Genomic DNA, 21099 nt, shown 5'->3' with positions numbered 1-21099 from the left:
GGTTTTAGCCAGAACGGTGGTGATCGCTGCAGTCAGGGTGGTTTTACCGTGGTCAACGTGACCGATGGTTCCCACGTTTACGTGCAGTTTGTTACGTTGAAATTGCTCTTTCGCCATGGCGATATTCCTTACGTTATGCCTTCATCACTCTGGATGAAGGCATCAGTTCAAATTTAAACCGTAGCTTATTTGCTACGAGCTTCAATAACGGCCTGCGCAACGTTGCTCGGTGCGTCGTCATACTTCAGGAACTCCATGGAGTACGAAGCACGACCTTTGGTCAGAGAGCGCAGCTGAGTTGCATATCCGAACATTTCAGACAGCGGAACTTCAGCGTGGATCTGAACGCCAGTAGCGTTAGATTCTTGCCCTTTGAGCATACCACGACGACGGCTAAGGTCACCGATTACGTCACCGGTGTTCTCTTCTGGGGTTTCAACTTCAACCTTCATGATAGGCTCAAGCAGAACAGGCTGCGCTTTCTTAAAGCCATCTTTAAAGGCAATAGACGCGGCCAGTTTAAACGCCAGTTCAGAGGAGTCAACGTCATGGTAAGAACCGAAGTGCAGACGAACACCCAGATCCACAACCGGATAACCTGCCAGTGGGCCTGATTTCAACTGCTCCTGGATACCTTTATCAACGGCCGGGATGAATTCACCAGGAATTACACCACCTTTGATATCGTTGACAAATTCGTAACCTTTCGGGTTAACGCCCGGCTCCAGTGGGTACATGTCGATAACAACATGACCGTACTGACCACGACCACCAGACTGCTTGGCGTGTTTACCTTCGATACCGGTGACTTTAGAGCGAATGGCTTCACGGTAAGCAACCTGTGGTTTACCCACGTTCGCTTCAACGTTGAATTCACGCTTCATACGGTCAACGATGATATCGAGGTGAAGTTCACCCATACCAGCGATGATAGTCTGGTTAGACTCTTCGTCAGTCCATACGCGGAATGACGGGTCTTCTTTCGCCAGACGACCCAGAGCCAGACCCATTTTTTCCTGGTCAGCTTTGGTTTTCGGCTCAACGGCGATAGAAATTACCGGCTCTGGGAATTCCATGCGCTCAAGGATGATGACGTTATCTGGGTCACACAGGGTGTCACCTGTCGTCACGTCCTTCAGGCCGATCGCTGCTGCGATATCGCCCGCACGAACTTCTTTGATTTCTTCACGCTTGTTGGCGTGCATCTGAACGATACGGCCCAGACGCTCACGGTTTGACTTAACCGGGTTGAATACGGTATCACCCGTGTTAACTACACCAGAGTAAACGCGGAAGAAGGTCAGGTTACCTACAAACGGGTCGGTAGCGATTTTAAACGCCAGAGCAGCAAACGGCTCTTTGTCATCGGAATGACGCTCAGCCGGTGTGTCTTTACCGTCGTCCAGGATACCGTTGATCGCGGTAACGTCAGTCGGTGCTGGCAGGTATTCAACAACCGCATCCAGCATCGCCTGAACACCTTTGTTCTTAAATGCAGAACCACAGGTCACCAGGATGATTTCGTTTTTCAGAACGCGCTTACGCAGAGAAGTTTTGATCTCTTCTTCTGTCAGCTCTTCACCGCCGAAGAATTTCTCCATCAGCTCGTCAGAACCTTCAGCTGCGGCTTCAACCAGTTTCGCACGCCATTCTTCAGCCAGTTCCTGCATGTTGGCTGGAATGTCTTCGTAAACGAAGGTCACGCCCTGGTCTTCATCGTTCCAGTTGATCGCTTTCATTTTCACCAGGTCAACAACACCGGTGAAGCTGTCTTCTGCGCCGATAGCCAGCTGAAGTGGGACTGGGTTTGCACCCAGACGCGCTTTCATCTGGTCAACAACTTTCAGGAAGTTAGCACCCATACGGTCCATTTTGTTAACGAACGCGATGCGTGGAACTTTATATTTGTTAGCCTGGCGCCATACGGTTTCAGACTGTGGCTGAACACCACCAACTGCACAGTAAACCATAACTGCGCCATCAAGCACACGCATAGAACGCTCAACTTCGATGGTGAAGTCAACGTGTCCCGGGGTGTCGATGATGTTTACGTGGTGTGGTTCAAACTGCTTAGCCATACCAGACCAGTAGCAGGTGGTCGCAGCTGACGTGATGGTAATACCACGTTCCTGCTCCTGCTCCATCCAGTCCATGGTTGCTGCGCCGTCATGAACTTCACCGATTTTGTGGTTTACACCGGTGTAGAACAGAACACGTTCGGTAGTTGTAGTCTTACCGGCGTCGATGTGCGCACTGATACCAATGTTACGGTAGCGCTCAATGGGTGTTTTACGAGCCATTTGATTCCTCTGATTCTTAGACGTTCTAAGTTAATAAAGCCCAGCAGGTAAGCCACTGGGACGCCCGCTGGGTTAATAACACCTACGCAGCTGTTACCAGCGGTAGTGAGCGAACGCCTTGTTGGCTTCAGCCATACGGTGAACGTCTTCACGTTTCTTCACTGCAGTACCTTTGTTTTCTGCAGCATCAGAAAGTTCGTTCGCCAGGCGTAAAGCCATAGATTTATCACCGCGTTTACGAGCAGCTTCTACGATCCAACGCATTGCCAGGGCATTACGACGAACCGGACGGACTTCAACTGGAACCTGGTAGGTTGAACCACCAACGCGACGTGACTTAACTTCGACAGTCGGACGTACGTTTTCGAGAGCAACCTCGAACGCTTCCAGGCCATCTTTACCAGCACGTTGAGCCAGGGTCTCAAGCGCGGTATAGACGATAGATTCAGCAGTAGATTTTTTACCATCTACCATCAGGATGTTTACAAATTTAGCCAGCAGCTCTGATCCGAACTTAGGATCCGGCAGAATTTTACGCTGACCAATGACGCGACGACGTGGCATGGAAATACTCCGTTGTTAATTCAGGATTGTCCAAAACTCTACGAGTTTAGTTTGACATTTAAGTTAAAACGTTTGGCCTTACTTAACGGAGAACCATTAAGCCTTTGGCTTCTTCACGCCGTACTTGGAGCGTGACTGCTTACGGTCTTTAACACCTGAGCAGTCCAGCGCGCCACGAACGGTGTGGTAACGCACACCTGGCAGGTCTTTAACACGACCGCCACGGATCAGGATCACGGAGTGTTCCTGCAGGTTATGACCTTCACCGCCGATGTAGGAGGTAACTTCAAAACCGTTAGTCAAACGCACACGGCAAACTTTACGCAGTGCTGAGTTTGGTTTTTTAGGAGTGGTGGTGTACACACGAGTACAAACACCACGTTTCTGCGGGCAAGCTTCCAGCGCCGGCACGTTGCTCTTTGCAACTTTGCGGACGCGTGGTTTGCGAACCAGCTGGTTAACTGTTGCCATTAAATAGCTCCTGGGATTTAGCTTTTTGCTTCGTAAACACGTAATAAATCACCTCGTAGAATTACGAGGAGGCAGAATTTTAGGGCTGTGTCAAAAGGGTGTCAAGAAATAACCAGGGGGTTAACGAATTACCAGGCCATTTGTTGTCGATGTTTTACCGTTAACGCAACGAAGAAAGTATAGTCTACTGGCTGCACAATGGGGGAAATTTGCTCACCCAGCCCGCGTGCATTCAGGTCCGCTTCCAACGCCCACACGTTTACCCCACTGGCGCTCAGTTTTTCCAACGCCTTACTGCCCTGCATCGCAGCCAGCACGCCGTCCTGCAGCAATAACAGGTCGTCGTCCGGGCTGAGGAGCAAAGACAGCGAATCGATATCACTGTAGGCCGGAGAATGAAATAAAGTATGCAGCATTACACGCTCTTAAAAAGTCACAATACGGTCATAGCTCGCGAGTTTTTGACGCAGCAACGGCGCATCTAAAATCTCAGCATCCAACATGCGCGGCGCACGTTCCGCTAAACCGCGATCCCGTAACGCGTCCCGACACAGGTAACATTGCTCAATATCGTACAGCGCCAGCACACCAAAGGTCGCGGCATAATGACGGGCGTGAATGCTTTCTGGCTGTTGCCCGCTGCAGAGCTGGAGCACGCCATCGCCGATAAAAAACAGGCCAATATCGTCGCTTAACGCGCCGGTGGCCAGCGCAGCATCCAGTCCTTCGCGCCCCGCGCTGCTACCATGCGGCGCACGGGTAAAAACAAATGCAACACGATTCATTAAAACTGCACCATACGTTCGCAACGCAGCAGAGCTTCCGCCAGCGCGCCTAACCCCGCCAGCGTAAAGCCGGGTTGAAGATTAGCGCCGGGCAGCGCCAGCCGTGACGCTTCGTGCTGGTCGGTCACGCCCCGGCGTAACGCCGCCGCAACGCAGATATTCAGCGCGACGCCCTGAGTCTGACTGAGTGTCTGCCATGCCCTTACCAGATCAAACTCATCACTGGCCGGTGCCGTCAGCTGATTCGCATTCAGCACCCCTTCGCGGTAAAAGAACACGCTTTCCAGTTGATGGCCGGCTACCAGCAACGCGTTGGCAAACAGCAAGGCGCTGGTCGCCTGCTGCGTGCCATAAGCCGGTCCCGTCACTAACAGCGCATAGCGCATTAGCGATCCTGCCCCTGAAAGTCGCCATTTTTAAACTGACGGATGTACAGATACACGGTGTGTTTAGAAATATTTAAGCGGTCCGCCACCTGATTAATCGCGTCCTTGATGTCAAAAATACCTTTCTCATACAAATTCAATACGATTTGACGATTCTTGGCATTATTAGAGACGTTGCGATCGGCGCTCACCTCTTCAATAGTAAATTCCAGCGTTTGCATCACCAGGTCGTCTACCGAACTGGCGAAGTTGACGTTAGAGTCAACCTGATGCATCTCAGGCGGAAGAAATGTCGACATAATCTGCGAAAACGGAACATCAAGGTTCATATTGATACACAGCAGCCCAATCACCCGCTGCTGTCGGTTACGAATCGCGATGGTCACTGACTTCATCAGCACACCGCTTTTCGCGCGGGTAAAGTAGGCACGGGAAACATTGCTGTCTGCACCCTGCATATCATGCAGCATGCGCAGTGCTAAATCCGTAATGGGCGATCCCACTTTACGCCCTGTGTGCTCGCCGTTAGCAATGCGCACGGCCGAACAGTTCAAATCCTCCAGTGAGTGAAGGACGATTTCGCAATGCGAGCCAATCAACATGGCAAGGCCATCTACGACGGCCTCATACGACTTTAGAATATCGTAATCAGTTTGCTCGAACGGATGCTGCTCCAGAAGATCGAAGTCGCTCAGTTCACCGGGATTGAATGGATTAGACATTGAAGACATCACCCTACATGGCTGGAGCCTGTCTCAGCGGCTTACGGGCAGACTCAATATTGGGATAGTTATGCAGGCGATAGTCTGGCAAATGTCGCGGGCTTATGCCAGAGGTTTGTCATAAACAGAAACCGCCACCCGAAGGTGGCGGTAGACAGATTACTGCGATTTCTTCGCGTCAGCAGCAGGGGCCTGCGTTTTTTCATCCGCTTTCGGAGCAGGTTTGATATCAAGCAGTTCAACATCAAACACCAGGGTGGAGTTAGCCGGAATACCCGGAACGCCGTTTTTACCGTAAGCAAGGTTCGGTGGAATGACCAGCTTGATCTTACCGCCTTTCTTAACGTGCTTCAGGCCTTCGGTCCAGCCCGGGATCACGCCATCAAGACGGAATGACAGAGGCTCACCGCGCGTGTAAGAGTTGTCGAACTCAGTACCGTCAATCAGCGTACCTTTATAGTTGACGACCACGGTATCGCTGTCTTTCGGCGCATCACCGGTGCCTTCTTTCTCTACTTTGTAAAGCAGACCGCTGTCAGTTTTCTTCACGCCGCTCTCTTTGGCAAACTTAGCGCTGTAAGCTTCCCCTTTCTCAGCGTTTTCTTTCGCGTCTTTTTCCATCTTGGCTGAAGCCGCGCCTTTCACACGCACTTCAAACGCCTGCAGTGTTTGCTCGATTTCTTCGTCAGACAGTTTGCTCTTGCCACCGAATGCATCCTGAACACCGGCAATCAGCTGCTGTTTGTCCAGTTTGATGCCCAGCTTCTCTTGTTCTTTCAGAGAGTTGTCCATGTAACGGCCCAGCGATGCACCTAATGCATATGCAGATTGCTGATCTTCGTTTTTGAAGGCAGCGTTTTTTGGAGCCTGGGGAGCAGTCTGAGGTGCATCAGCAGCAGCCGGTACCGCTGCAGTTTCTGCGGCCATTGCCAGCGGAGCATTTAGCGCAACGGCCATGGTGGTAGCTAACAATGTGACTTTGAACAGTGATTTCATCCTTTCTCCAAAACCGAAGCCTGACACCTCGGGAATCATTGCGGACTGCGGGCCCACACTATAACTTTACGTGGCAGTGGCGAACACTCCCACAGCGTAATTATCCTGGTCTACTTCCGACCTTTTTTGCATCAGGAAGTTTCACCAGAGATGATGCCATCTGGGCCATTTTCAAGCTAAACACTAAATTAAAGATAAAAAATAGGGCAATTCTGCAACGTCAGCCATTAGAATTGCGCGCTGAGTAGCACCTTAACAGGAGAACAGGTCATGCAACAGTCAGAGTGGGAACAACGTATTGAAACGCTTGAAAGTAAACTGGCTTTTCAGGAGATGACCATCGATCAACTGAACAATACCGTGGTCCAGCATGAACTTGAAATGAGTAAGATGCGCGAACATATGCGCCTGCTGCTTGAGAAGTTCAAAGCCAGCGCGCCATCGATGATTGCCGATCCTTCTGAAGAAACGCCACCGCCTCATTACTGATTCAGGCGGTTATCGACGCGCGCACCGCGACAGGCAGAAAAAAGTAAGGCCACCCGGAGGTGGCCTTGACATGCAGATTTGAACTTAGTGGCTGCAACCGCAACCACCGGTACCGCAACCACCCTGACCGTGGTCATGGCCGTGATCGTGATCGTGGTCATGATCGTGATGATGACCATCGGCACCGTGAACGTGGCCATGGGCCAGCTCTTCCGGTGTGGCTTCACGAATCGCAACCACCTCAACATTGAAGTTCAGGTTCTGACCTGCCAGCATGTGGTTACCGTCAACCACAACATGCTCGTCTTCAACTTCGGTGATTTCAACCGGTACTGGGCCCTGATCGGTTTCTGCCAGGAAACGCATACCAACCTGTAATTCATCAACGCCCATAAAAACGTCTTTTGGTACGCGCTGTACCAGGTTGTCATCGTACTGACCGTAAGCGTCGTTTGCAGGAATGTGCACCTCAAACTTATCGCCCGCTACGTGGTTTTCCAGCGCGTTTTCCAGACCAGAAATCAGGGAACCATGACCGTGCAGATAGTCTAACGGTGCACTCACCGGTGACTCGTCAACCAACACACCGTCTTCTGTACGTACCTGATAGGCCAGGCTTACCACCAGGTCTTTTGCTACTTTCATGATATCTCCTAACCGTTGAGAACAAAGATCCCGTCTCATTGGTCTATTCTTGCGTGCAATAACACCAACCAGAAAGGTTCGGGGCTGAGTACAAGAGGTTATCTTTTTCTCTTGCGACCACAGCGTTAATGGCGTCAATTGTAACGGAATTCAATCCCGCTGTGTGGTTAAGCTTAAAAAAAGCTGGGCCATTTCGCTACTCGGGATGGAAAATTCCGATCACCTGCTCATTGCTGCGAACCTGATCGCGTACCTGTTTATCCGCTTCGCGCATTTGATGGCCGCACTTCACACACTCAACCACATCGACATTGTTTTCACGCCACATGGCCAGCGTGTCTTTTTCCTGGCAGTGCGGACAAACCGCACCGGCAATAAAACGTTTACGCATGATGCTCTACCTGCCTTCTCTGATTACTGATCGTCGTCCCAGTCATGGATCTGACGCCGTTCATGCTGCATTTCACGCTGGAAGATATCTTCAAGTTCCCGACGGGCTTCACGCGCACGAGAAATCTGTGCATTGTCGGAATGGGCGGGCATCAGTTCCCGTAACATGCGCATATCCAGCCGACGGAAATGCTGCTGCGCGCGGTGCGCCTGATGCGGATGCATACCCAACGACATCAATGTTTTACGCCCCAGTTCCAGCGCACTGGAAAAGGTTTCACGCGAGAACTGCGTAACGCCCGCCTGAAGTAGCTCGTGGGCTTCTACGCGGCCGCGAGCACGCGCCATGATGTGCAGATGCGGAAAATGCTGCTGGCAGAGATGGACAATCGTCATGGCATCTTCCGGATTACTGCAGGTAATCACAATGGATTGCGCACTGGCCGCCCCGGCTGCACGCAGTAGCTCCAGCTCGGTGGCATCGCCATAATAAACCTTGTAGCCATATTTACGCATCAGGCTCACCGCGCTGATATCGCGCTCCAGTACCGTGATACGTTTATTGTTCGCCATCAGCAAGCGGCCAACGACCTGACCAAAACGACCAAAGCCCACCACAATAACCTGCGGCTGATCGTCTTCAACGAACGGCTTTTCAGCATCTTCGTCGATTTCATTGAAACGACGTGCTAACAGACGGTCAATGCCTTGCATCAACAGTGGCGTCGTCATCATGGACAGCGTCACGGTTACCAGCAGAAGCGGAAGTTGATCGCCCGAAAACAGTTTGGCGGATGACGCGGCTGAAAACAGGACGAAGGCAAACTCACCGCCCTGACTCAGTACACCGGCAAACTGCTGGCGCTCCGAGCTGCGCAGACCATAAATACGCGCCAGTACGTATAAAACCAGGATTTTTACCGCCACCAGCGCCAGTACGCCCAGCAAAATCGCGATAATATGGGTATAGAGCACGCCAAGATTCAGCGCCATGCCAACTGAGATAAAAAACAGCCCCAGCAGCAAACCTTTAAACGGCTCAATCGCCACTTCCAGCTCATGCCGGTATTCACTTTCCGCCAACAGAATGCCGGCGATAAATGTCCCCAGCGCCATGGACAATCCCAGCGCATCCATAAACAGCGCCGATCCTAATACCAGCAGCAGTGAAGCAGCGGTAAACACCTCGCGTACGCCCGATGCCGCGATATAACGAAAAATGGGGCGCAGCAAATAACGGCCACCCACTAACATGCCAGCGAAGGCCAGCACCTTCATGCCCACTTTCATCCAGTCGATACTGCCGCTGTCATTGCCTGCCAGCAGCGGAATCAACGCCAGAGCTGGAATGACGGCCAGATCCTGGAACAGCAGTACTGAAAAGCCTAACTGCCCGGCTTCACTGCGATTCATTCCCTTGTCGCGCATCAGCTGGAGCGCCATCGCCGTGGATGACATTGCCAGACCAATGCCGCCAATAACCGCCGCTCGCCAGTCAAATTTAGTCAGCCACAGCAATACGCCGAGAATGGCCGCTGAAAAAATCACCTGCGCCGCACCGATACCAAAAATAGAACGGCGCAGCGCCCAAAGCTTTGCCGGATTAAGCTCCAGCCCGATGATAAACATCAGAAACACGACGCCCAGCTCAGAAAAGTGCAGAATCTCATCGACGTCGCTAATAAACCCTAGTCCCCATGGCCCGATAGCAATACCGGCCAGCAAGTACCCTAAAACCGCGCCAATACCGAGACGCGCCGCTACCGGTACGATCAGCACCGCCGCAACGAGATAGATTACCCCCGCGGTCAGTAGCGTTTGTCCTTCCATTTATAACCCTCCATTTGGCAGCGGTGCTGCCAGCCAGTCGCTGTACGCGCGGGCATAGTTTTTCAGTAAATCGGGATCCTGACGGCGAGCCCAGTAAATAATCATCGGCGGCATCCAGTGCATGCGGCACATCTGCGCCGTCAGCTCGAAGGGACGTAAAATGTCATTCATGGCGTAGCGATTTAGCCCCTGGCGCTGAAAGGCGGACTCTGGCTCACCGGTGGTCACAATACTGCGCCAGTATTTGCCTTCGAGCGCATTACCATCCACGCCGTTGGCAAAGCCGCGCGACAGCACGCGATCCAGCCACTCTTTTAACAGCGCCGGGCAGCTGTAGGTGTAAAGCGGATGTTGAAAAATAATCACATCATGCTCACGCAGCAGCTGTTGCTCGTGGTAGACATCAATAAAAAAATCCGGGTAGGCAGCATAGAGATCGTGAACGGTGACATGTTCTGTTTTCTCTGCCGCCTCCAGCAAAATGCGATTTGCCTTTGAATCCTGTGCTTCAGGATGAGCAAAAAGCAGCAAAATCTTAGGTGGCTGCGACATCCTTTCCCTCCAAAGCGTCGTCATTGGTGCAGATTTCCGCTACCATGCACAACGCAACAAAAACCCAATTATGTTGCAGGTAAATTAACATATTCTGACGATACGGCGCTTATGATTGTCTTCTCTGCCCTACAAATTCGCCGCGGTATTCGCGTTCTGCTCGATAACGCGACCGCCACCATCAATCCCGGCCAAAAAGTCGGACTGGTGGGTAAAAACGGCTGTGGAAAATCCACGCTGCTGTCGTTGCTGAAAGGCGAGATCAGCAGCGATGCTGGCTCATTCACCTTTCCCGGCAACTGGTCACTGGCCTGGGTGAATCAGGAAACCCCTGCCCTGAGCCAGGCCGCCCTTGACTATGTGATCGATGGCGATCGTGAATACCGCCAGCTTGAGGCAGAACTGGCAGAGGCGAACATCAGAAATGACGGAAATGCCATTGCTTTGGTACACGGAAAGCTCGATACCATTCAGGCCTGGACCATCCAGTCACGCGCCTCGAGCCTGCTGCATGGACTGGGATTTAGTCAGGAGCAGCTTCAGCGCCCGGTAAGCGACTTTTCGGGCGGCTGGCGCATGCGGCTAAACCTGGCTCAGGCGTTACTGTGCCGCTCAGATTTGTTGCTGCTGGATGAACCGACCAATCACCTCGATCTGGATGCGGTTATCTGGCTGGAGCGCTGGCTGAAAAGCTATGAAGGTACGCTGATCCTGATCTCGCACGATCGCGATTTTCTCGATCCCGTGGTGGATAAAATTATCCACATCGAGCAGCAGACGATGATGGAGTACACCGGGAACTACAGCTCCTTCGAACGCCAGCGCGGCGCCAAACTGGCCCAGCAGCAGGCGTTATATCAGAGCCAGCAGGAAAAAGTGGCGCATCTGCAGAAATATATTGATCGCTTCCGTGCTCAGGCAACCAAGGCGAAGCAGGCCCAAAGCCGCATTAAGATGCTGGAGCGCATGGAGCTGATTGCGCCAGCGCACGTGGATAACCCCTTCAGCTTCAGCTTTCGTGCACCGGAGAGCCTGCCGAATCCGCTGCTGAAAATGGAAAAAGTCACCGCAGGCTATGGCGATCGCATCATTCTTGATGCCATTAAGCTTAACCTGGTGCCCGGCTCACGTATTGGCCTGCTGGGGCGCAACGGCGCCGGTAAATCGACCCTGATTAAGCTGCTGGCCGGTGAGCTCAGTGCCAAAGAGGGTGAGATTGGGCTGGCAAAAGGCATCAAGCTGGGTTACTTCGCCCAGCATCAGCTGGAGTTCCTGCGCGCCGACGAGTCCCCTTTACAGCACCTGTCCCGTATCGCGCCGAAAGTGCTGGAGCAGCAGTTACGTGACTATCTCGGCGGTTTTGGTTTTCAGGGTGATAAAGTCACAGAGATAACAGCGCGTTTCTCCGGTGGAGAAAAGGCGCGCCTGGTGCTGGCGCTGATTGTCTGGCAGCGCCCTAACCTGCTGCTGCTGGATGAGCCAACCAACCATCTGGATCTGGATATGCGCCAGGCACTCACCGAAGCGCTTATCGATTTCGAAGGCGCGTTAGTAGTGGTTTCGCACGATCGTCATCTGTTACGTGCCACCACGGACGATCTCTATCTGGTTCACGATGGCAGCGTAGATGTGTTTCCCGGCGATCTGGAAGACTATCAGCAGTGGCTGAGCGACCTGCAAAAACAGCAGTCTCAGCAGGATGCGGCACCCAGGCAGGATTCCGGCAACAGCGCTCAGGCGCGCAAGGACCAGAAGCGCCGTGAAGCGGAGCTGCGCACGCAGACCCAGCCGCTGCGTAAAGAAATTGAGAAGCTGGAAAAGCAGATGGCAAAATGGCAAAGCCAGCTCGCCGACGCCGAAGCCCTGCTCTCAGATAGCGCCCTCTATGAGCAAAGCCGTAAGGCCGATCTCAGCGCCGCGCTACAAAAACAGGCCGAGAGTAAATCGGCCCTGGAAGAGGTGGAGATGGCCTGGCTGGATGCACAGGAAAAACTGGAAGCCATGCTCACCGCCTGATAAAGGCGGTGATGTTTCTTGCTCTTGCCTTACTCCTCCGCACCGGCTCCAGCGCCGGGTGCGGATCAATAAGGCCGGTCACCTAGCACCGTCGCCCGCTGCATCACTCGCCTCGCCGGATAATAGTCCGCATTCGCATAGTGCTGTGTCACCCGGTTGTCCCAGATAGCCAGATCGTTTGGCTGCCAGCGCCAGCGCACCTGAAACTCGGGCCGGGTCACGTGGGCAAACAAAAAGCCCAGTAGCGCGTCGCTCTCTTTCTGACTGATATCCATAATCCGCGTCGTAAACCCCTCGTTGACAAACAGGGCCTTCTTGCCACTCACGGGATGGGTGCGGATCACCGGATGATAAACGGGGGGATTTTTCGCCACAGCCTGCTGCCACTGCCGATGCGCCTCTTCCGTCTTGCGATGCTTATATTGAGGAAACGCCTTGGTAAAGTCATGCTCTGCACGTAACTCAGCCAGTAATGTCTTAAAAGGCGCAGACAGCGCCTCGTAAGCGGCAATGCCGCTGGTCCACAACGTATCGCCCCCAGACTCAGGCAGCACTTTAGACGCAAGTAACGCCACGGCGGGCGGCGTTTGAATAAAGGTCACATCGGTATGCCAGTTGTCATTATCCGGCGGATTATCCTGGTGCGTGTCCAGAACGATGATCTCTTCCACGCCCTCGGCATGAGGGTAAACCGGATGAATATGGAGATCGCCAAAGCGAATCGCCAGTGCGCGATGCTGCTCGGGCGTAATGACCTGTTCGCGCAGGAACAGCACCTGGTGACGCAGCAGCGCATGATAAAGCTGTTCAAACTGCGCGTCGCTGAGGGGACGTGATACATCAAGGTTGCCGACCTGGGCACCGATAAAAGGCCCCAGCGGCTTGATGGCTAACTTTTCGTTCATTTTTGCTCTCCATTCCAGGGCGTTAACCGGCGTTGCAGCGCACGCAGACTCAGCTCTAAACCAAACGCAATCACGGCAATGACCGCGATCCCTGCCAGCACCACATCCGTAGCAAGAAACTCGCCCGCCGACTGCACCATAAAACCCAAGCCTCGGGTTGCCGCGATTAACTCGGCAGCCACCAGCGTTGACCATCCCACGCCCAGACCAATCCGTAACCCGGTCAGTATCTCCGGCAGGGCGCCAGGCAAAATAACCCAACGCAGCTGTTGCCAGCGGGTCGCTCCCAACGAGGCCGCCGCACGCAGACGAACCTGCTGAGCATGACGCACGCCCGCCACCGTCGACAGCACCACCGGGGCGAATATAGCCAGATAAATCAACAGGATTTTCGAGGTCTCGCCAATACCAAACCAGATCACCATCAGCGGCAAATACGCCAGCGGCGGTACGGGCCGGTACAGCTCAATCAGCGGATCGATCAACGCACGCACGACCGGGCTGATGCCCATCGCGATCCCCACCGGGATGCCGATCGCCGCCGCCGCGGTTAAGGCAATCAGCATCCGCGTCAGACTGGCCGACAGATGCTGCCACAGCGTGGCGTCCATAAATCCTTGCGGGCCAGCCACCAGCAGCAGCTTACTTACTACCTGCTGCGGCGAAGGTAAAAACAGCGGTGCAACGAGGCCCAGCGCGGTCACGCTCCACCAGACGAACAGCAGCACAAGCAGGCTCAGGGTGCTCAGCGTAAACGAGGTGGAAAAAGGCCAGCGCAGGCGACGGTGGCGCACGGTGGTCGGCTCATCGTTGATTAGCGCACTCATACAAAGGCCTCCCGCTGTTCAAATACCCGACTCAACACATATTCCCGCTGGGCAATAAAATCAGGATCGGATTTAATGCTCCGGCAGGGTTCGCCCTCCACGAAACGCTGACCAAAATTAAGCGTCATTTTTTCCTGCACGCGCCCAGGCCCGGGAGAGAGCAGCACCAGCTCGCTGGCCAGAAAGATGGCTTCTTCAATGTCGTGAGTGATAAGCAGAATCTGCTTACCGCTGTTGCGCCACAGGGTTAATAACAGGGTTTGCATTTGCTCACGCGTAAACGCGTCAAGTGCGCCGAAAGGCTCATCCAACAGCAACAGTTGTGGATTGGCCGCCAGCGCCCGGGCGATCCCGACGCGCTGACGCTGGCCTCCTGACAGCTGCCAGATAGGGCGTTTTTCCGCACCTTCTAGTCCGACGCTTTTGATGAAGCCCCGTGCAATCTCCTCACGCTGCTGGCGCGCCATGCCGGCTATCTGCAAGCCGAAAGCCACGTTATCCAGCACGTTACGCCACGGCAGCAGGCCTTCGTTCTGAAACACCACGCCACGCTCTGCGCCCGGCCCGCGCACAGGCTCACCGTCCAGGGAAACCGTGCCGGACTCAACCGGTAAAAATCCGGCGATCAGGTTAAGCAGGGTTGTTTTGCCACAGCCTGACGGCCCCAGCACGACCATCAACGCTTTTTTATCAAGCTGTAACGTGATGTCCTGCAACACAGGCTGGCCGCCATAACTCGCGTTCAGGTGAGCGATACGTAACATGGCGTTCTCCTCAGGGTTTAGCCAAGGGGGCAACAAAGCGGCTGGTGACATAACGGCTGTAATCACTGCCAGCCTGCGGCACTTTTCCCTGCGCTTTCAGAAACTGCGCCGTATCCACAATGGCCTTGTTCACCGGCTGATCCAGCTGTTTAACCTGCTGCGCGGCCGTAAGGTAGGTATTGCCTTTTACCAGTTCCGGAACCGCTTGCTCTGGCACGCCGCTTAAACGCGAAAGCTTGCTGAGGTTGTCAGCCTGTTTCAGCCACTTTTCCGGGTCATCCAGATAGGCTTTCTGCGCCTCAAGGGCGCTGCGGGCAAAGGCGGTAACAATATCAGGATGCTGCTGTGCGAAGTCTTTACGCACGACCCAGACATCCAGCGTAGGCGATCCCCAGCGGCCAACCTGAGAAGAGTCTGTCAGGACCTTGCCGTCCTTTTCCAGTGCATTGACCGCCGGTGCCCAAACGTACGCGCCGTCGATATCGCCCCGCTGCCAGGCGGCCACAATAGCGGGCGGCTGCAGGTTCACCAGTTGGACCTGGGAGGGTTTAATTCCCCAGTGCTTCAAGGCAGCAAGCAGGCTGTAGTGCGTGGTGGAGATAAAGGGGACGGCGATGCGTTTGCCAATCAGATCCTGAGGGCTGGCGATGGTTTTCCTGACAACAAGCGCTTCTGAATTCCCCAACTGAGAGGCGAGCAAAAACGCTTCTATCGGGAGTTGCTGCGTCGCTGCAATCGCTAGCGGACTGGACCCAATATTGCCTATCTGCACATCTCCGGATGCCAGGGCGCGCAATACGCCCGCCCCACTGTCGAATTTGCGCCAGGCTACCGTTGCGCCACTCTCTTTAGCAAAAGTGTTATCTGCCTGCGCCACCTTGGCCGGTTCGGCAGAGGTTTGATACGCCACCGTCACGTCGACCGCGCCGGCCTGAAACGCCAGCAGTGCCAGCACAGTAGCCAAAATGGTTGACTGCCCTTTTAACATGATTTTCCCCATCACTTTTATGATGTGGGCAGTGTTGCTGGCAGGATTAATTTCACAAAGGAATTAAAAGTTATCCCTAATAGAAAGAAATTCTTAGATCATCATCTGCAATAGATTGCCGTTATATGCAAATTAAAATTCAGACAAAAAGCCATAAATTTGTCAGGCGCTCACATGCTGGGTGTGCTATTGATATGCGCTATTATTTGCTCCCGGTGAGGCCTGCGAGTTCGATGTCGATCGACAAAGTTGCCCTGTTAGCTGGCGTGTCTAAAGCCACGGTATCCCGCGTGCTTAACGCTCATCCAGGTGTGAAAGCGGATACGCGCCAGAAAGTGCTGGATGCCATTTCAACCAGCGGCTATCAGCCAAACCTGTTAGCGCGTCAGTTGCGTACCTCACAAAGCCATATGCTGCTGGTGCTGATTTCAGATATCACCAACCCCTTTTGTTCCAGGGTGGTGCAAGGCATTGAAGCGGAAGCCGAAATGCATGGCTACCATATCCTGTTGTGTAATTCCGCCTCGCAGTTTAAACGCGAAGCCGCTTACCTGACGCTGCTCACAGGCAAAGTCGTTGATGGCGTCATTACCATGGACGCGGCGGCCGGGCTGGAAAGCCTTATCGATATCATTGGAGATGCGCCCTGGGTGCAGTGCTCAGAGTTTGATCCCCAGATTGCGGCATCCTCGGTCTCCATCGATCATCTTGAGGCTGCGCGCGATACCGTACATTACCTTGCTGCCAGAGGCCGCCAACGCATTGCACTGGTCAACGGTGACATGCGTTATCTGTATTCCCAGTATCGTGAGCAGGGTTATCGCCAGGCCATTGAGCAAACGGATTTGGGCTGGTCTAAGGTCGTCTATACTGCGGATATTTCCTGTGAAGAAGGCAGTCGGGCTTTACGGGAGATGTTGCACTCACCCGAGCGACCAGACGCGGTCTTTGCCGTGTCCGATGTACTGGCGGTCGGCGTCGTGCATGCGGCGCTGGAAGCAGGCTTGCGCGTGCCCGAGGATTTGGCTGTGGTCGGGTTTGACGGTATTCCCTTTACCGGCAGCCTGAATCCGCCTTTGACCACCATAGAGCAACCGATGAATGAGCTGGGCGCCCGCAGCGTACAGTTGCTGCTGAAAAAAATCCGTCAGCCCCATGCGCCGGTTGTCAGGGAGGTGCTGCCCTGGAAGCGCCTGGAACGCGCCTCCAGTTAACGTCAGCGCCAGATGAGCAGTACGCAGGCTGCGGTTAACAGCCCCATACTGAGGTTAAATATCTTCCACGCGCGCGGACTGCGTAAAACACGGCCAATCATCGCGCCAAACCCCATCCAGATGATGCCCGCGACCAGATTGACCATCACCATCCCTACGCTGATTAACAGGACAGAGTGGCGATATCCGGCACCGGCCAGGCTAAAGCTGGCTATCGCCCCCAGGGCCATTAACCAGGCTTTGGGATTGATCAACTGCAACAATCCTCCCTGCCAGAAAGGCATGGGCGCGACCGGTGCCGCATCGGTCTCCAGCTTTTCGTATGCGGCGGTCGCAATTTTCCATGCCAGCCACAGAAGATAGAGGCTCCCGGCAACTTTCAGGATAAGGTGCAGTGAGGGATAGAGCAGGATCAATCCCCCTACGCCAAACGCCACCATCAGTAGCATCAGTTGCATACCAATCATGATGCCGACCATTAACGGAAGGGTTCGGAAAAAGCCAAAGTTGGCGCCCGAGGCGGTGAGTAACATATTATTAGGTCCGGGTGTAATCGCCGCGACCCAGAGAAACCCTAACATTGATAAAAAAAGACTGAGTTCCATTAATCCGGGTTCTCCCTCCATTATGTGAAAACTTATCGAAGCTAACAGTGTGATATGGAACAGACAAGCCTTTACAACATGAAATTTTCGGGCCCGGACGGCGCGGCGTTCAGCCCCATGCGCGGCCTGACCAATCCGCATGTGCAAACCATACTGCCGCGCCTGTTCCGCCGTACTCTAGCGTTAACGCCTCACTGGCAGCGGCTGGATTTACCCGATGGTGATTTTGTCGATCTGGCCTGGAGTGAAGATCCACAGTTTGCCGCGCATAAACCACGCGTGGTGCTGTTTCATGGTCTGGAAGGAAGCTTCCACAGTCCCTACATCCATGGCCTGATGAAAGTCTGCAGGCAACGTGGCTGGCTGGCCGTAGTGATGCATTTTCGCGGCTGTAGCGGCGAGCCGAACAGGCTAAACCGGATTTACCACTCCGGCGAGACGGAAGATGCACGCTTTTTCCTGACCTGGCTGAAGGCCCGCTGGGGACAGGTTCCTACTGCAGCTGTGGGGTTTTCGCTGGGCGGGAATATGCTGGGTTGCCTGCTGGGCCAACAGGGCAGTGACGTTGCGCTGGATGCCGGCGTTATCGTTTCGGCACCCTTGATGCTTGAACCCTGTAGCGCCCGACTGGAACGTGGGTTTTCCCAAATTTATCAGCGTTACCTGCTGAGCCAGCTTAAAAAGAATGCCAGGCGCAAGCTGCACGCATGGCCCGACACCTTACCGGTCAATCTCAGTCAGCTGAATGCCCTGCGTCGCCTGCGTGATTTTGACGACGCCATCACGGCCCGGGCGCATGGCTTTGCCGACGCCACGGACTATTATCGCCGAGCCAGCGCCCTGCCGTGGCTGAGATCGGTGACAAAACCGTTGCTGATTATCCATGCAAAAGATGACCCCTTTATGAGCAATGAGGTGATCCCGCAGAATGACCAGTTATCTGCCACTATTACCTATCAGCTGACAACACACGGTGGTCATGTTGGATTTGTGAGTGGTACCCTGCGTCAGCCTGAATTGTGGCTGGAACAGCGCGTGCCGCAGTGGATTTCCCCTTATCTGGATAGCTAACCCTGTGATTATTCCCTGGCAACAGGTTTCTCCCGAAACCCTTGAAAACGTTATTGAAGCCTTTGTTCTGCGCGAAGGTACCGACTACGGCGAACAGGAACTCAGCCTGACCGAAAAAGTCGCCAATGTGCGACGCCAGCTGCAGCAAGGTGAAGTCGTGCTGGTCTGGTCTGAGCTTCACGAATCGGTCAACATCATGCGCAAAAGTGAGTTCCGTGGCTGATGCACAGAACGAAAAATCGTGCTAACAATGCTCATCGCCTGATTTCACAGGGAGTTTCACTATGTCGGCACGTCATCCGATTATCGCGGTAACAGGTTCCAGCGGTGCCGGAACCACTACCACCAGCCTCGCATTCCGTAAAATTTTTCAGCAACTCAATTTGCACGCGGCCGAGCTGGAAGGGGACAGTTTCCACCGATTTACCCGGCCTGAAATGGATATGGCTATCCGTAAGGCGCGCGATCTGGGTCGCCATATCAGCTACTTTGGCCCGGAGGCGAATGATTTCGGTCTGCTGGAGCAGACCTTTGTTGAATACGGTGATCAGGGCAAGGGCCAGTCACGTAAATACCTGCATACCTACGACGAAGCGGTGCCCTGGAATCAGGTACCAGGTACCTTTACCCCGTGGCAGCCGCTGCCACCGGATACGGACGTGCTGTTTTATGAAGGACTGCACGGCGGCGTCGTGACGGCTCAGCACAACGTCGCTGAAAAAGTGGATTTACTGGTCGGCGTCGTCCCCATCGTTAACCTGGAGTGGATTCAGAAGCTGGTACGCGATACCGGTGAACGCGGTCATTCGCGTGAAGCCGTAATGGATTCGGTGGTGCGCTCAATGGAAGATTACATCAATTTCATTACGCCGCAGTTCTCACGCACCCATATTAACTTTCAGCGGGTTCCAACCGTCGACACCTCTAACCCCTTTGCGGCACGCACCATTCCTTCACTGGATGAAAGTTTTGTCGTCATCCACTTTCAGGGGCTGGAAGATATTGATTTTCCCTACCTACTGGCCATGCTGCAGGGATCGTTTATTTCCAATATCAACACGCTGGTTGTACCTGGCGGGAAAATGGGGCTGGCGATGGAATTAATTATGGCACCGCTGGTAAAACGGCTCATGGAAGGCAAACGCATTGAATAAAATCAGAGGCCGCGCTGGCCTCTGAATAATTACAGCTCGATAACTTCGTAACTGTGGGTAATTTCCACCCCTTTGCCTAACATAATGGCAACCGAGCAATACTTCTCAGCTGAAAGGTCGACCGCACGCGCCACGGCTTTATCTGAAAGTGCTTTTCCACTGACGATAAAATGCAGGTTGATGCGGGTAAAGATGCGAGGCGCTTCTTCCCGGCGTTCTGATTCGAGTTTTACTTCGCAATCAGCCACATCGTTGCGACCTTTTTGCAAAATTGATACCACATCAATGGCGCTGCATCCGCCGGCCGCCATCAGCACCATTTCCATAGGGCTGGGCGCTTTATCGCCGGAATTGCCGTCCATTAAGACCTGATGTCCGGACGAAGACTCGCCGAGGAATGTTAACCCTTCAACCCATTTGACTCTTGCCTGCATAATCTGGCCCCCAGAATGCCCTGTTTTTGCGTCAGAGTACGCTTTTGCCTGGTAAACAGCAATCCGGAGAAATCAGCCTTATTGCTGAAGCGAGACAACACAAGACAGTCGGCGAAAGCTGTGCTACAAACAGTGCTGAAAATATTTTTCGTCATCCGAAGACGAAGCCGGGAAGAATGATGCGCTCTGCGCAAATGCAGCCCGAATAATTTCCTGAATGGAAACACGCTTAACGCTTTCATCGCCTGGCAGGGAAACTGAGCCCTGTATTTTGGGCACGATTACAATAGAGGATAATAGCGAATGGTTCTCGGCAAACCGCAAACAGACCCTACACTTGAATGGTTCCTGTCCCATTGCCATATTCACAAGTATCCATCCAAAAGTACGCTGATTCACCAAGGTGAAAAAGCCGAAACGCTTTACTACATCGTGAAAGGTTCCGTCGCGGTACTGATTAAGGATGAAGAAGGCAAAGAGATGATTCTTTCTTATCTGAATCAAGGCGATTTTATTGGTGAGCTTGGCCTGTTTGAAGAAGGTCAGGAGCGCAGCGCCTGGGTACGTGCGAAAACTGCGTGCGAAGTGGCAGAGATTTCCTACAAGAAATTCCGTCAGCTCATTCAGGTTAACCCGGATATTTTGATGCGCCTTTCTTCTCAGATGGCTCGCCGTCTGCAGGTGACGTCAGAAAAAGTGGGAAATCTCGCTTTCCTGGATGTGACCGGACGCATTGCACAAACGTTGCTTAATCTGGCTAAACAGCCAGATGCCATGACGCATCCTGACGGCATGCAAATTAAAATTACTCGTCAGGAAATTGGCCAAATCGTTGGTTGTTCACGTGAAACCGTGGGCCGTATCTTGAAGATGCTGGAAGATCAGAACCTGATCTCCGCACACGGCAAAACCATCGTTGTTTACGGCACACGCTAAGCCTGACTGTTCACGGCGTGATGGCGACATTATGCCGTGAATGTCTTGTGTTGAG

General features: G+C 53.5%; 26 protein-coding genes. 7 read left to right on the top strand and 19 right to left on the bottom strand.

Annotated features, from left to right (window positions below; genetic code table 11):
- The 9 genes from ACPXSQ_RS20865 to fkpA form a co-directional block, all read right to left on the bottom strand.
- On the bottom strand, positions 1-117 hold a 117-nt coding region (locus ACPXSQ_RS20865), incomplete at its 3' end, for a GTP-binding protein (protein ID WP_250341462.1).
- Positions 118-185: 68 nt separating this feature from the next.
- A complete protein-coding gene (gene fusA / locus ACPXSQ_RS20860; RefSeq protein WP_013027472.1) occupies positions 186-2300 on the bottom strand; it encodes an elongation factor G in 2115 nt (704 codons plus the stop codon).
- A gap of 93 nt (positions 2301-2393) precedes the next feature.
- Positions 2394-2864, bottom strand: coding sequence for a 30S ribosomal protein S7 (rpsG, locus tag ACPXSQ_RS20855; RefSeq protein ID WP_006120576.1), 471 nt, complete (start codon positions 2862-2864; stop codon positions 2394-2396).
- A 96-nt stretch (positions 2865-2960) separates the two neighbouring features.
- Positions 2961-3335 (bottom strand): 30S ribosomal protein S12, encoded by a 375-nt coding sequence (gene rpsL, locus ACPXSQ_RS20850; RefSeq protein ID WP_006120575.1) that lies wholly within the window; start codon positions 3333-3335, stop codon positions 2961-2963.
- A 128-nt stretch (positions 3336-3463) separates the two neighbouring features.
- Positions 3464-3751: a sulfurtransferase complex subunit TusB gene (tusB, locus tag ACPXSQ_RS20845; RefSeq protein ID WP_013027473.1), complete on the bottom strand. Its 288-nt coding sequence runs from the start codon at positions 3749-3751 to the stop codon at positions 3464-3466.
- Between the two features lie 9 nt (positions 3752-3760).
- Complete coding sequence (gene tusC / locus ACPXSQ_RS20840; RefSeq protein WP_015699398.1) at positions 3761-4120, bottom strand: sulfurtransferase complex subunit TusC; 360 nt, start codon at positions 4118-4120, stop codon at positions 3761-3763.
- On the bottom strand, positions 4120-4506 hold the full coding sequence (tusD, locus tag ACPXSQ_RS20835; protein WP_105088823.1) for a sulfurtransferase complex subunit TusD: 387 nt from the start codon (positions 4504-4506) through the stop codon (positions 4120-4122). The genes tusC and tusD overlap by 1 nt, the downstream gene beginning before the upstream one ends.
- Entirely contained in the window at positions 4506-5228 is a 723-nt protein-coding gene (locus tag ACPXSQ_RS20830) for a helix-turn-helix transcriptional regulator (RefSeq protein WP_014604869.1), read from the bottom strand. Before ACPXSQ_RS20830 ends, tusD begins: the two co-directional genes overlap by 1 nt.
- 159 nt (positions 5229-5387) lie before the next feature.
- A complete protein-coding gene (fkpA, locus tag ACPXSQ_RS20825) occupies positions 5388-6224 on the bottom strand; it encodes an FKBP-type peptidyl-prolyl cis-trans isomerase (RefSeq protein WP_426144287.1) in 837 nt (278 codons plus the stop codon).
- Between the two features lie 270 nt (positions 6225-6494).
- Between fkpA and ACPXSQ_RS20820 the strand changes: the two genes are divergently transcribed.
- Positions 6495-6713, top strand: coding sequence for a protein SlyX (locus ACPXSQ_RS20820; protein WP_013027478.1), 219 nt, complete (start codon positions 6495-6497; stop codon positions 6711-6713).
- An 84-nt stretch (positions 6714-6797) separates the two neighbouring features.
- Here the strand turns inward: ACPXSQ_RS20820 and slyD are convergent, their stop codons facing one another.
- The 4 genes from slyD to kefG form a co-directional block, all read right to left on the bottom strand.
- Positions 6798-7358, bottom strand: coding sequence for a peptidylprolyl isomerase (gene slyD / locus ACPXSQ_RS20815; protein ID WP_014604868.1), 561 nt, complete (start codon positions 7356-7358; stop codon positions 6798-6800).
- 196 nt (positions 7359-7554) lie between these two features.
- Positions 7555-7749: a YheV family putative zinc ribbon protein gene (locus ACPXSQ_RS20810; protein ID WP_426144285.1), complete on the bottom strand. Its 195-nt coding sequence runs from the start codon at positions 7747-7749 to the stop codon at positions 7555-7557.
- Between the two features lie 23 nt (positions 7750-7772).
- Complete coding sequence (gene kefB, locus ACPXSQ_RS20805; protein ID WP_013027480.1) at positions 7773-9578, bottom strand: glutathione-regulated potassium-efflux system protein KefB; 1806 nt, start codon at positions 9576-9578, stop codon at positions 7773-7775.
- Positions 9579-10130, bottom strand: a complete 552-nt coding sequence (gene kefG / locus ACPXSQ_RS20800) for a glutathione-regulated potassium-efflux system ancillary protein KefG (RefSeq protein ID WP_013027481.1) — start codon at positions 10128-10130, stop codon at positions 9579-9581.
- 111 nt (positions 10131-10241) lie between these two features.
- Between kefG and ACPXSQ_RS20795 the strand changes: the two genes are divergently transcribed.
- A complete protein-coding gene (locus ACPXSQ_RS20795; RefSeq protein ID WP_014604867.1) occupies positions 10242-12146 on the top strand; it encodes an ABC transporter ATP-binding protein in 1905 nt (634 codons plus the stop codon).
- A 65-nt stretch (positions 12147-12211) separates the two neighbouring features.
- Here ACPXSQ_RS20795 and tauD read toward each other — a convergent pair whose 3' ends face one another.
- Genes tauD through tauA form a run of 4 tightly spaced genes read right to left on the bottom strand, consistent with a single transcriptional unit; the run spans position 12212 to position 15642 of the window.
- Entirely contained in the window at positions 12212-13051 is an 840-nt protein-coding gene (tauD, locus tag ACPXSQ_RS20790; protein WP_426144283.1) for a taurine dioxygenase, read from the bottom strand.
- A complete protein-coding gene (gene tauC / locus ACPXSQ_RS20785) occupies positions 13048-13878 on the bottom strand; it encodes a taurine ABC transporter permease TauC (protein WP_426144281.1) in 831 nt (276 codons plus the stop codon). The genes tauD and tauC overlap by 4 nt, the downstream gene beginning before the upstream one ends.
- Positions 13875-14642 carry a taurine ABC transporter ATP-binding subunit gene (tauB, locus tag ACPXSQ_RS20780; protein ID WP_014604865.1) on the bottom strand — a complete coding sequence of 256 codons (768 nt, stop codon included), beginning with the start codon at positions 14640-14642 and terminating at the stop codon, positions 13875-13877. Before tauB ends, tauC begins: the two co-directional genes overlap by 4 nt.
- Before the next feature lie 10 nt (positions 14643-14652).
- Complete coding sequence (tauA, locus tag ACPXSQ_RS20775) at positions 14653-15642, bottom strand: taurine ABC transporter substrate-binding protein (RefSeq protein WP_426144280.1); 990 nt, start codon at positions 15640-15642, stop codon at positions 14653-14655.
- Between the two features lie 221 nt (positions 15643-15863).
- Between tauA and ACPXSQ_RS20770 the strand changes: the two genes are divergently transcribed.
- Entirely contained in the window at positions 15864-16844 is a 981-nt protein-coding gene (locus ACPXSQ_RS20770) for a LacI family DNA-binding transcriptional regulator (RefSeq protein WP_014604864.1), read from the top strand.
- A 2-nt stretch (positions 16845-16846) separates the two neighbouring features.
- Here ACPXSQ_RS20770 and ACPXSQ_RS20765 read toward each other — a convergent pair whose 3' ends face one another.
- The gene (locus tag ACPXSQ_RS20765) at positions 16847-17449 is read right to left on the bottom strand and encodes a LysE family translocator (RefSeq protein ID WP_014604863.1); all 603 of its coding nucleotides are present in this window, start codon (positions 17447-17449) and stop codon (positions 16847-16849) included.
- A 54-nt stretch (positions 17450-17503) separates the two neighbouring features.
- Here ACPXSQ_RS20765 and ACPXSQ_RS20760 point away from each other — a divergent pair, with 54 nt between their 5' ends.
- From ACPXSQ_RS20760 to ACPXSQ_RS20750, 3 genes are all read left to right on the top strand, one after another.
- Complete coding sequence (locus ACPXSQ_RS20760) at positions 17504-18520, top strand: hydrolase (RefSeq protein ID WP_019106455.1); 1017 nt, start codon at positions 17504-17506, stop codon at positions 18518-18520.
- A gap of 4 nt (positions 18521-18524) precedes the next feature.
- Positions 18525-18743: a YheU family protein gene (locus ACPXSQ_RS20755; protein WP_013027490.1), complete on the top strand. Its 219-nt coding sequence runs from the start codon at positions 18525-18527 to the stop codon at positions 18741-18743.
- A gap of 61 nt (positions 18744-18804) precedes the next feature.
- Complete coding sequence (locus ACPXSQ_RS20750) at positions 18805-19674, top strand: phosphoribulokinase (RefSeq protein WP_013027491.1); 870 nt, start codon at positions 18805-18807, stop codon at positions 19672-19674.
- A gap of 29 nt (positions 19675-19703) precedes the next feature.
- Here the strand turns inward: ACPXSQ_RS20750 and ACPXSQ_RS20745 are convergent, their stop codons facing one another.
- Positions 19704-20108, bottom strand: coding sequence for an OsmC family protein (locus ACPXSQ_RS20745; protein WP_013027492.1), 405 nt, complete (start codon positions 20106-20108; stop codon positions 19704-19706).
- A 303-nt stretch (positions 20109-20411) separates the two neighbouring features.
- Between ACPXSQ_RS20745 and crp the strand changes: the two genes are divergently transcribed.
- Positions 20412-21044 (top strand): cAMP-activated global transcriptional regulator CRP, encoded by a 633-nt coding sequence (gene crp / locus ACPXSQ_RS20740; protein ID WP_000242758.1) that lies wholly within the window; start codon positions 20412-20414, stop codon positions 21042-21044.
- Positions 21045-21099: the final 55 nt, after the last annotated feature.

It is taken from the genome of Pantoea sp. EEL5, from assembly GCF_049892805.1.
Lineage (GTDB): Bacteria > Pseudomonadota > Gammaproteobacteria > Enterobacterales > Enterobacteriaceae > Pantoea > Pantoea ananatis.
This window is presented reverse-complemented; position numbering and strand designations above follow the sequence as displayed.

Bases quoted from the DNA above. Each gene is read 5' to 3' on its own strand.
- ACPXSQ_RS20770 (WP_014604864.1), top strand. From the start codon at position 15,864: ATGTCGATCGACAAAGTTGCCCTGTTAGCTGGCGTGTCTAAAGCCACG.
- ACPXSQ_RS20810 (WP_426144285.1), bottom strand. From the start codon at position 7,749: ATGCGTAAACGTTTTATTGCCGGTGCGGTTTGTCCGCACTGCCAGGAA.
- fkpA (WP_426144287.1), bottom strand. From the start codon at position 6,224: ATGAAATCACTGTTCAAAGTCACATTGTTAGCTACCACCATGGCCGTT.
- tusC (WP_015699398.1), bottom strand. From the start codon at position 4,120: ATGAATCGTGTTGCATTTGTTTTTACCCGTGCGCCGCATGGTAGCAGC.
- ACPXSQ_RS20745 (WP_013027492.1), bottom strand. From the start codon at position 20,108: ATGCAGGCAAGAGTCAAATGGGTTGAAGGGTTAACATTCCTCGGCGAG.
- ACPXSQ_RS20795 (WP_014604867.1), top strand. From the start codon at position 10,242: ATGATTGTCTTCTCTGCCCTACAAATTCGCCGCGGTATTCGCGTTCTG.
- rpsL (WP_006120575.1), bottom strand. From the start codon at position 3,335: ATGGCAACAGTTAACCAGCTGGTTCGCAAACCACGCGTCCGCAAAGTT.
- ACPXSQ_RS20830 (WP_014604869.1), bottom strand. From the start codon at position 5,228: ATGTCTAATCCATTCAATCCCGGTGAACTGAGCGACTTCGATCTTCTG.
- ACPXSQ_RS20750 (WP_013027491.1), top strand. From the start codon at position 18,805: ATGTCGGCACGTCATCCGATTATCGCGGTAACAGGTTCCAGCGGTGCC.
- slyD (WP_014604868.1), bottom strand. From the start codon at position 7,358: ATGAAAGTAGCAAAAGACCTGGTGGTAAGCCTGGCCTATCAGGTACGT.
- kefB (WP_013027480.1), bottom strand. From the start codon at position 9,578: ATGGAAGGACAAACGCTACTGACCGCGGGGGTAATCTATCTCGTTGCG.
- tauA (WP_426144280.1), bottom strand. From the start codon at position 15,642: ATGGGGAAAATCATGTTAAAAGGGCAGTCAACCATTTTGGCTACTGTG.
- tauC (WP_426144281.1), bottom strand. From the start codon at position 13,878: ATGAGTGCGCTAATCAACGATGAGCCGACCACCGTGCGCCACCGTCGC.
- crp (WP_000242758.1), top strand. From the start codon at position 20,412: ATGGTTCTCGGCAAACCGCAAACAGACCCTACACTTGAATGGTTCCTG.
- ACPXSQ_RS20820 (WP_013027478.1), top strand. From the start codon at position 6,495: ATGCAACAGTCAGAGTGGGAACAACGTATTGAAACGCTTGAAAGTAAA.
- tusB (WP_013027473.1), bottom strand. From the start codon at position 3,751: ATGCTGCATACTTTATTTCATTCTCCGGCCTACAGTGATATCGATTCG.
- ACPXSQ_RS20765 (WP_014604863.1), bottom strand. From the start codon at position 17,449: ATGGAACTCAGTCTTTTTTTATCAATGTTAGGGTTTCTCTGGGTCGCG.
- tusD (WP_105088823.1), bottom strand. From the start codon at position 4,506: ATGCGCTATGCGCTGTTAGTGACGGGACCGGCTTATGGCACGCAGCAG.
- ACPXSQ_RS20760 (WP_019106455.1), top strand. From the start codon at position 17,504: ATGGAACAGACAAGCCTTTACAACATGAAATTTTCGGGCCCGGACGGC.
- tauD (WP_426144283.1), bottom strand. From the start codon at position 13,051: ATGAACGAAAAGTTAGCCATCAAGCCGCTGGGGCCTTTTATCGGTGCC.
- rpsG (WP_006120576.1), bottom strand. From the start codon at position 2,864: ATGCCACGTCGTCGCGTCATTGGTCAGCGTAAAATTCTGCCGGATCCT.
- tauB (WP_014604865.1), bottom strand. From the start codon at position 14,642: ATGTTACGTATCGCTCACCTGAACGCGAGTTATGGCGGCCAGCCTGTG.
- kefG (WP_013027481.1), bottom strand. From the start codon at position 10,130: ATGTCGCAGCCACCTAAGATTTTGCTGCTTTTTGCTCATCCTGAAGCA.
- fusA (WP_013027472.1), bottom strand. From the start codon at position 2,300: ATGGCTCGTAAAACACCCATTGAGCGCTACCGTAACATTGGTATCAGT.